General features: G+C 64.3%; 5 protein-coding genes. All 5 read right to left on the reverse strand.

The genetic code is table 11. The features are described 5' to 3' along the window. Positions 1-80: 80 nt before the first annotated feature. Positions 81-1,943, reverse strand: a complete 1,863-nt coding sequence (locus JYJ84_RS26240; RefSeq protein WP_175221731.1) for a methyl-accepting chemotaxis protein — start codon at positions 1,941-1,943, stop codon at positions 81-83. Between the two features lie 169 nt (positions 1,944-2,112). Next, the gene (locus JYJ84_RS26245; RefSeq protein WP_175221730.1) at positions 2,113-2,787 is read right to left on the reverse strand and encodes an OmpA family protein; all 675 of its coding nucleotides are present in this window, start codon (positions 2,785-2,787) and stop codon (positions 2,113-2,115) included. Between the two features lie 39 nt (positions 2,788-2,826). Further along, a complete protein-coding gene (locus JYJ84_RS26250) occupies positions 2,827-3,591 on the reverse strand; it encodes a flagellar motor protein (RefSeq protein ID WP_174958230.1) in 765 nt (254 codons plus the stop codon). A gap of 13 nt (positions 3,592-3,604) precedes the next feature. Then, a complete protein-coding gene (locus tag JYJ84_RS26255; RefSeq protein ID WP_174976765.1) occupies positions 3,605-4,846 on the reverse strand; it encodes a Crp/Fnr family transcriptional regulator in 1,242 nt (413 codons plus the stop codon). 237 nt (positions 4,847-5,083) lie between these two features. After that, positions 5,084-5,746, reverse strand: a complete 663-nt coding sequence (locus tag JYJ84_RS26260) for a glutathione S-transferase family protein (RefSeq protein ID WP_174958232.1) — start codon at positions 5,744-5,746, stop codon at positions 5,084-5,086. Positions 5,747-6,050 lie beyond the last annotated feature (304 nt).

The raw sequence follows: 6,050 nt of genomic DNA on the forward strand, positions 1-6,050 counted from the left end.
ACCGACATGCAAAAACGGCTGCCGTGAACCCACGGCAGCCGTCCCTCAGAAACGCCTTATTCTAAATCGCGAATCGGACTTTACTCATCCACCTTGAAAGCCGACACCAGCCGGGTCAATTCCGCCGCCTGCTGCTTCAAGCTCGCAGCAGCAGCCGCGCTTTCTTCCACCAACGCCGCATTCTGCTGCGTCATCTGATCGAGCGACTGCACCGCGTCCCCGATCTGATCAATACCGGCGCTCTGCTCAAGGCTCGCTTCGGCGATCTCGCTCATCATCGCGCTCACGCCTTGAACCTGCGAGACAACATCGCTCATCACCTTCCCCGCTTCCGTAACCAGCCGCGACCCGGTATTCACCGTCCCCGCGCTATGCTCGATCAGCGCCTTGATCTCCTTCGCCGCCTGCGCGCTGCGCTGCGCCAGATTCCGCACTTCCGAAGCCACCACCGCAAACCCGCGCCCCTGCTCCCCGGCCCGGGCCGCCTCCACAGCCGCATTCAGCGCGAGAATATTCGTCTGGAACGAGATACTGTCGATCATCACAATGATTTCGGAGATCCGTTGCGACGCGTCGCTGATCTCCTGCATCGTGGTCACGACTTCACCCACCACCTGCCCGCCGCGCGCCGCCGTATCGGAAGCGCCGTTGATCATCTTCGCGGCGGTCGTCGCCGTTTCGGTGTTGTTCCGCACCACGGCCGTGATTTCTTCCATAGACGACGCCGTGCGCTCCAGGTTGCTCGACTGCCCTTCGGTACGTTCGCTGAGATCCGCGTTCCCCGTCGCAATCTGCGCCGACCCGGTCGCAATCGACGAGGAAGCCGCGCGAATGCTATGAACCAGCGTAGACAGCGACGACACGAACCGGTTGAACGCATCCGACAACTGCCCGATCTCGTCCTGGCTCTCAACCGTCATCCGGCGCGTGAGGTCACCCTGACCGCTTGCGATCTCCGACAGCAGCGTCGCCGCGCGACGAATCGGCGCGGCAATCGCGCGCCCCACCAGCCAGATCACGAGCAGCGCGACACCCAACCCCACCACCGCCGCAACCAGCGCCGCGCTACGAATCGCACGTGTCACCGGCCCAAGCAGTTCGGCCTGTGGCACCTCGACAACGACATACGCATTCAACTCCGGAATGAACGACGTCGCGATGAATCGCGCACCGCCTTCACCGTTGTAGCTCAGATACGCATACGGCTGACCAGCCAACAGCGTCGACGACGCATCACCAGGCAGCCCCGGCTGATCCTTCATGAAATGCTTGCCATCAATCAGCGCCGTATCGCGATGCATCATGATCGCGCCGTCGGGACGCACGAGATACGCGAACCCGGTCTCGCCAATCCGATAAGCGGCAATGCCTTTCGCGAGCGCATCGACAGACAGGCTCATACACGCCGCACCGATCGGCACGCCGTCGAGCTCAACACGACTGTTGATGAACATCATGTAACCGCCGACCGTCACCTCACGGTCCATGTTCACGTCGAACGCCTTGCCGGACGACAAAAAGCCGGTCAGCCACTGATCCTTGTCGGTCACCTTCCGCTGCAGCCCGGACTCGTTGTAGTAGTTGCCACTCTTCACAGACACCCACTGCACCGACGCCGCCTTCTGCTCGTCCTTCACGTTCTTCGCGAGCTGGATCCAGTTGTGCGTGCCGGCGTCGGGTTCGCCGTCGGCTTCCCATTGCAGCAGGAACGCATCGCGCGCGAGAATCCGCGACGCGGCGATCGGCCCGGCCATCTGCCGCTGCACGTCGGCGCGGATGCCGTTCACGGCCGTCGGCAGCTCTTCGCGGACGACGCGATCGCGCACCGCGTTGCCGATCAGACGGAGGCTGAGTCCGCTCGAGATCGCGACGAACACGAGCAGGCAGCTCGTCATGCTGAGAATCAGCTTGTTCTGTATGGAAAGCTTGCGCCAGAAATGCATGGGGAACCCTCGATAACCGCTCGGTCTGAGCCAGTTTGGGTTATCGGCATGCACGCGCAGAACCGCATCGCTGATTTCAGATGTTCATCATGCGAGATTTGTTATGTTCTTGTCAGGCGGGCAAACGCGGCCGCCTATAGATGCGCGAACAACAAAAATTCAACACCAATCAGTACGCAACGAAGATCGTGACCCGCCGGTTTCGCGCCCGCGCGGCCGCATCGTCACCCGCGACGAGTGGCTGCGTATCGGCCCGCCCGATCGCCGCGAGCCGGTGCGGGGCGACGCCGCGCTCGGTCAGGTAACGCACGACGCTCCCCGCCCGCGCCGACGACAGCTCCCAGTTCGATTCGTATTTCGCGTTCGCGATCGGCACGCTGTCGGTATGCCCTTCGACGAGAATGTCGCCGGTCGCGTGATCGCTCAGTGCCTGCGCGATCTGGTTCAGCACGGGCGCCGAATCGGGCAACAAGCGTGCATCGCCGACATTGAACAGGATCTTCGCGTCGATGCCTATCTCGACACCATGCGGCGCTTTCACGAGCGAGATCCGGCCGTTCGACTTCAACGAATCTAGCAACGCGAGCCACCGCGGCGAGTGCTCAGGCGTCACGGCAGCGGAAGCGGACGCGCTCGCCGCGCTTTCGGCATGCCGCGCGAGCGTCTGGTACCGCGCATCGAGCGCGTTGTATTTCGCGAGCTGGAGCACATACAGCGCGAGAAACAGCACCATCAGCGTCGTGATGAGATCCGCGTACGAAATCAGCCAGCGGCCGGATTGCGCGCCGTCGTGTTCGTCGTCGTCGCGATCGGCAGCGGAGGCGCCGTCAGTTCGAGCAGTCATGCGGTTGGAATTCCGGGTTCGTCGTGCGACACACGCCCATCACGCGAGCGACTCGGCCGCGCGCCCGCGCACGTCGCCGGTCAGGCGCGTTTCGATCGTATGCGGCGACTCCTTGCGCGAAATCGCCAGCAAGCCGTCGAGATACAGCTTGCGAAACCGCAGCTCGCTGTCGATCTGCGCGCGCAGCTTGCCGTAAAGCGGCAGGAACACCAGGTTGGCGAACGCCAGCCCGTACAGCGTCGCGATGAACGCAACCGCGATGCCCGGCCCGAGCTGCGCCGGTTCGAGAATATGGCTCGTCACCTGCACGAGCCCGAGCACCGAACCGAGAATGCCGAACGTCGGCGCATAGCCGCCGGCCTGCTGCCACACGCGCGCGGCGGCCAGGCGGCTGCGTTCGTAGGCGTCGAGTTCGCGCTGCAACGCGTCCTCGAGCACGGCGGTCGACACACCGTTCGCCAGCAGTTCGAGCCCGCGGCGTGCGAACGGATGGATGCCGCTCACGTCCATCGATTCGAACGCGAGCAGCCCGTCGAGCTTCGCGCGGTCGCCCCATTCGAGCAGGTCGGACAGGTTCTTGCGATCGACCTCGCGCGCACTCACGAATGCGAGCCGCAACTGCTTCACCGCGTCGAAGAAGCGCGCCCAGGTGTTCTGGATCATCACCGCGCCGAGCGTGCCGCCGAGCACGATCACGAGCGCCTCGAACTGGAACAGCATCGAGAAATGCCCGCCTTCCAGCGCGAAACCGAACACGATCGCAGCGCCCCCAAGCACCACGCCGGCCAGCGTCAACAGATCCATGTACGCCCCCTTGTCATGCATCCGATGCCGACGCGACGGGCGCTGCGCCCGCCGCCGGCGCCTTCGCCGCGCGAACGGCATCCAGCACGCGCTGCTCGATGTCCTCGATCTCGACCGGATCGAGCTTGAGCTCGCGACGCATCACCCACGACACCTCGTTGCGCCGCGCCTCGGTCATCACGGAGAACAGCTTGTCGGCCACCGCGCGATCGTCGAGATTCGCGATCAGCTTCGCGAGATCGTAGGTATCGAACGCGCTGATGACGTCGAACAGCGTGCGCTGGTCGATCGACACGAGATCCCCCAGCGAGCGCACCTCGCCACGACGCGCATTGCGTCGCGAGAAGTACGCGACACCCTTCTGTTCGACGTAACTGAGCACCTTCGATTTGCGAAACGCGAACACTTCGTCGGCAATCTCGCCGTTCGACAGCTTGTTGAGCAGCGTGGTCTTCTCGACGCCGATCAGCGACTCGAGATCGGCCAGCTCGATGAGTTCGAGTTCGCTGTTGATCGACAGGTCGAGATCGTGATCGGCAACCTGTTGCGCACGATCGATCACGCGCGCGGCGTCGAACGTGACGACCTGGCGCGCGTCCGACGACGCCGCATAGTCGGTTGCCCCGCCGGCGTGGTCCGCTTGCGCGGCTTCGATCGTGACGAGATTGAGCTTCTCCATGCGTCGCAGCATCGCGAGCACGTGCGGCCGCGAGTGGCCGGCAATCGCGCGGCATTTGCGGATTACGTCGGCGAGCGGCACCGAGGTTTCGGCCGCATGGGCCTGCATCGGCCGGCGCGTCCACGCATCGCCGCCCTCGCGCGCCTCGGTGCCCGCCATCAGCGCCAGCACATGCGCATACGACAGCACGCCCGGCATGAAGTCGGCATGTGTATAGGTCGCGAGCTGGTCGTCCTTGCGCTTCACGCGACGGATCATCGTCCGCACGATGTGGCGCAGCAGCGCCGACACGCGCTCGATTTCTTCGTCGAGCGTGCCGACCGGCACGACCGTGAGCTGACAGAATGAAAGCGCCTTCGCGGTCTGGGCACGCGGCTCGGCCCCGAGCAGCGCCGATTCACCGAAGAACTCGCCACGGCCGAGCGTCGCGACGACGACGCGCTTGTCGTCGCAGCGCGTGGACAGCTCGACCTTGCCGTCGGTGATCAGAAAGATGACGGGCTCGCCCGCGAACCCCTCGGCGTAAATGATTTCCCCGGGCGCCGCCGTACGCGTCCACGATTGCTGACGATTCAAGTCGATTCCCCTGCTGCGCTGAATGTTGCGGACTGCGCGTCGCAGGTCGGAAGCATGCGATCGCGAGTCATCCCCGTGACCCGTTTACGTCATCGGGCTCAACATCCTTTAGGGAATTCGTCCTCGTTTCGACGCGAAATCAAGGTAAAACGTTTGCGAGGCTCGAAGCCACACCAAATAGTTCGTTTCGATGCGTATTCGTGTAGTGCAATTGAAAGCGCCAAGCCGCCCCGCGCGTCAGAACTCCATGTCGAGTTCGTCGATGTCTTCGTGCTCCGCCTTCGCCGCCTCGATCCACTCCGCGACGAACGGATGCGCGAGCACCCGCATGCAGTACTCGGCCACATCGGGCTCCAGTTTCACGTCATACGTCAGGAAGCGCGTGACGACCGGCGCATACATCGCGTCGGCGATGCCGATCTCCGCGCCGAACAGCCAGGGGCCGCCGTACGCGGCCAGGCACTCGCGCCAGATCGTCACGATCCGCTGGATGTCGTGCTGCGCGCGCGACCAGATCCGGAAGCCGGGGAAATGCGCGCGCAGGTTCATCGGCAACGCGGATCGCAACGCGCTGAAACCGGAATGCATCTCGCCGCAGATCGAGCGGCAATGCGCGCGGGCTTGCCGGTCTTCCGGCAGCAGCCGCGCCTGTGGCCGGATCTCGTTCAGGTATTCGGCGATCGCGAGCGTGTCCCACACCGTGTTGCCGTCGTGCGTCAGGCACGGCACGAGAATCGACGGCGACAGCAGCAGCAACTCCGCGCGCGACGCGGCATCGATCGGCACGCTGACCGTCTCGAACACAATCCCGCTCAGCTTCGCGAGCAGCCAGCCGCGCATCGACCACGACGAGTAATTGCGGCTGCTGATGGTCAGCGTCGTCTGTCCGGTGACTTCCATGTCGCTCCCCTGTCCAAAGCCGTTCGTGCCCCTGCACCGAAAACGGACGCCACGCGGCGTCATCCGCACCATGCCGGTGCGGCACATTCGCCGAACTGGCGCAACGCCGCACACTGGCGCGGCACGTGCCGCACGCCAGATCGGCATGGCCACGCATCGCGTGCCGTTGCCGGTTGTCGCGTGCGGCCTGCGTCGCCGCGCTCCCGAACCGCGTGCAACGCGCGTGCCAGCCGCGGGCTGGCACATGGTTTGCCTCGTTCGATGCAACGCGGCACAACGAGCGACGGTCATGAATCTGCTTGCC

Origin of the sequence: Burkholderia sp. LMG 13014 (assembly GCF_905232215.1) — a bacterium.
GTDB lineage: Bacteria > Pseudomonadota > Gammaproteobacteria > Burkholderiales > Burkholderiaceae > Burkholderia.

Bases quoted from the DNA above. Each gene is read 5' to 3' on its own strand.
- JYJ84_RS26260 (WP_174958232.1), bottom strand. From the start codon at position 5,746: ATGGAAGTCACCGGACAGACGACGCTGACCATCAGCAGCCGCAATTAC.
- JYJ84_RS26245 (WP_175221730.1), bottom strand. From the start codon at position 2,787: ATGACTGCTCGAACTGACGGCGCCTCCGCTGCCGATCGCGACGACGAC.
- JYJ84_RS26250 (WP_174958230.1), bottom strand. From the start codon at position 3,591: ATGGATCTGTTGACGCTGGCCGGCGTGGTGCTTGGGGGCGCTGCGATC.
- JYJ84_RS26240 (WP_175221731.1), bottom strand. From the start codon at position 1,943: ATGCATTTCTGGCGCAAGCTTTCCATACAGAACAAGCTGATTCTCAGC.